Raw genomic sequence first — 2,572 nt, 5'->3', positions numbered from 1 at the left:
ATCCATAAGCCAGGAATTGGAATACCTGCGAAATTATATTGAGTTTCAAAAAATAAGGGCAAGCAATAAACTGTGCTTAAATGTTTGTTTTGATACGAAGCTGACCGATCAGCCTGTTTATCCACTACTTTTATTACCATTGGTAGAGAACGCGTTTAAATATGTTGGCGGAGGATATGAAATTAATATCGTTGCAAAGAGCATCGACGGAATGATCGCTTTTTCGGTTACCAATGATGTGCCTGAGAAAATAGAAGCTAAATATAACTATAGTGGCATAGGGTTAGAGAATTTGAAAAGACGCTTACAATTGCTTTATCCGGATATACATAAGCTGGTTGTTAACCGCCACGGAAATAGGTTTATAGCAGAACTTGAATTGAAATTTTAGGAGATGGGTTTAATAACTTGTATAATAACCGATGATGAACCTTTTGCAAGAAAGGGCCTGCAGGGGTATGTAGAGAAAGCCGGATTCTTTAATTTAAAGGCCCAGTGTGAAGATGCAATGGAATTAAGTGACATACTGAAACAACAACCTGTTGATTTGTTATTCCTGGATATCCAAATGCCGCATTTAACAGGTGTCGATTTTATAAAATCATTGCAAAATCCTCCTAAAGTGATATTTACCACTGCTTTTAAGGAGTATGCTACAGACGGTTTTGATTTGGATGTGTTGGATTACCTGCTTAAACCAATCTCTTTTGAGCGCTTTATGAAGGCCGCATTTAAAGCTAAGGATTATTTTGACCAGAAGAGCAATTGGAATGAGGCCGACTATTTATTTGTAAAAAGTGAAGGCAAGCTGGAAAAGGTTGTTTATGATGAGGTGCTTTTTGTACAGGGTATGGAGAATTATGTGGTGATACAAACTATCAATAAAAAGATAATCACCCATAGCACTTTAAAAGCCTTTGCCGATAAGTTACCGTTGCGTAAGTTTCTGCAAACCCATAAATCTTACATTGTTGCTTATAATAAAGTTAATTCTATTGAGGGAAATATGTTAGCTGTAGGCCTGCACCAAATTCCAATTAGCAGGCAATTACGGGAGCAGGTAATGCATTTGTTGATTAATCAGAATAAGTTGTGATATTTTTTTACGTCAATTCCTTCTTCATCAACAGGTCGTTTTGCAAGTCATTCCCTAATAAAAACTCATGGCTGCCAAATACCTTAAAGCCGTGATGTTCATAAAAACCAATGGCTTTATTATTGTGTTCCCAAACGCCAAGCCAGATATATTTAAAATGATGATCGAGTGCTGTTTGAATAGCGAAATTTAAGAGATACTGGCCAATCTTTTTACCATGAAACTCTTTTGAAACATAAATACGTTCCACCTCAAGGGCATCCGGATCTTTAAATTCAGATTGAGCGCCCGCAAAGTTTAATTTAAGATAGCCAGCTATTAGGCCATTCAATAGCGCAAAGTAAAATTGCGAGCCCGGGTTTTCAATTTCGGCCCTTGTGCGTTCTGTAGTAAATGCGTTGGCCGCATATGCATCCATATTGTCAGCGTCATTCAGCGGGCCAAAAAAATAAAAGAATGTATCCCTGCTAATAGTCAGCAAGGTGTCAACATCAGCTATTGTTACTTTTTGAAGGGTAATAGGGTTGCCCGTCATTTTAATGTGAAAATTTCGGTACAATAATAGTTAATCAAACTGTTCTTTCAACCTCACCAACCGGTCTATCATCAGGTTAAGCTTCTCTTCCTCGTTCTTAAACATTCTTGGCTTTAAATAAAATGTGGTAAACAAAAACCAAATAATGATTGATGTATAAGTTACTATTTTAAATACCAGGGAGGAGTTTTCAAGCACTTCAATAAAGTAAAGTGCAAGCCCTGCACTTATCATCAATATATAAATGTAATAAAACCAGCCAATTACTTTCGACCTGGTTTTTTGGTATTCTTTCAAGCTTTCAAGGTACTCAGATGGGTTTATCGTAGCATCGCGCTTGCTGAGGATATGATAATGCCTTACCGTTAGCGACAAGTACATGAGCATAGTAATCAATACCAATAATATACCTGCCGTAGTAACTCCCGACTTGAATGCCAGGAAAAATGTAACGATGGCCGCAAATATGGTGATTGCCACCATGGCCACTATAGTCCAGTACAACTTATTAGTTATGCTGCGAATCCCCTTCTTTACCTGCTTCAGCACCTCATCCACTGAAAGCTGATCTTGTTTTGGCTGTCCCTGCCAAACCGACATCAAATGATCAAAGTCTTTCATACTGGTTATATAATTCTGTTAATTTTTGTTTTATACGATAAATCTTCACCCTCAGGTTTCCTTCCGATATGCCCGAAACTTCCGCAATTTCGGGGTAGGGTACTTCGTCGAGTACCAATGTTATTATTATTCTTTCTGATTCTTCCAGTTTTGATATACACTTATATAACAATGCAACTTTTTCGTTTTTGTCTGATAGCTCCTCTCGTTTGGTTTCTGCTATCTGGGGAGTGAGTTCGTCCTTGGCCTGTCGCTTTTCCGATCGTAAATAAGTTAAGCACGTATTTACAGCAATGCGGTAGATCCACGTGGAGATCATG

At 37.9% G+C, this 2,572-nt stretch carries 4 protein-coding genes and 1 pseudogene; 2 read left to right on the top strand and 3 right to left on the bottom strand.

Annotated elements, in window-relative coordinates:
* Positions 1 to 391 (top strand): annotated as a pseudogene (locus AC1DPZ_RS25320) (hypothetical protein); the annotation flags it as partial.
* A gap of 3 nt (positions 392 to 394) precedes the next feature.
* A complete protein-coding gene (locus tag AC1DPZ_RS25315) occupies positions 395 to 1,096 on the top strand; it encodes a LytR/AlgR family response regulator transcription factor (RefSeq protein ID WP_477408702.1) in 702 nt (233 codons plus the stop codon).
* Between the two features lie 7 nt (positions 1,097 to 1,103).
* On the opposite strand, the gene AC1DPZ_RS25310 is transcribed toward AC1DPZ_RS25315, so the two are convergent.
* From AC1DPZ_RS25310 to AC1DPZ_RS25300, 3 genes are all read right to left on the bottom strand, one after another.
* The gene (locus tag AC1DPZ_RS25310; protein ID WP_477408700.1) at positions 1,104 to 1,631 is read right to left on the bottom strand and encodes a GNAT family N-acetyltransferase; all 528 of its coding nucleotides are present in this window, start codon (positions 1,629 to 1,631) and stop codon (positions 1,104 to 1,106) included.
* A gap of 30 nt (positions 1,632 to 1,661) precedes the next feature.
* A complete protein-coding gene (locus AC1DPZ_RS25305; protein ID WP_477408698.1) occupies positions 1,662 to 2,252 on the bottom strand; it encodes a hypothetical protein in 591 nt (196 codons plus the stop codon).
* A partial coding sequence (locus AC1DPZ_RS25300) for an RNA polymerase sigma factor (protein ID WP_477408696.1) occupies positions 2,239 to 2,572 on the bottom strand: 334 nt, incomplete at its 5' end. The genes AC1DPZ_RS25305 and AC1DPZ_RS25300, both read right to left, overlap by 14 nt.

It is taken from the genome of Mucilaginibacter sp. P4_G9, from assembly GCF_056400985.1.
Note: the sequence above shows the minus strand (reverse complement) of the source record. Positions and strands in the feature narration are given on the sequence as shown.

Coding starts and splice junctions, on each gene's coding strand:
- AC1DPZ_RS25315 (WP_477408702.1), top strand. CDS start 395: ATGGGTTTAATAACTTGTATAATAACCGATGATGAACCTTTTGCAAGA.
- AC1DPZ_RS25310 (WP_477408700.1), bottom strand. CDS start 1,631: ATGACGGGCAACCCTATTACCCTTCAAAAAGTAACAATAGCTGATGTT.
- AC1DPZ_RS25305 (WP_477408698.1), bottom strand. CDS start 2,252: ATGAAAGACTTTGATCATTTGATGTCGGTTTGGCAGGGACAGCCAAAA.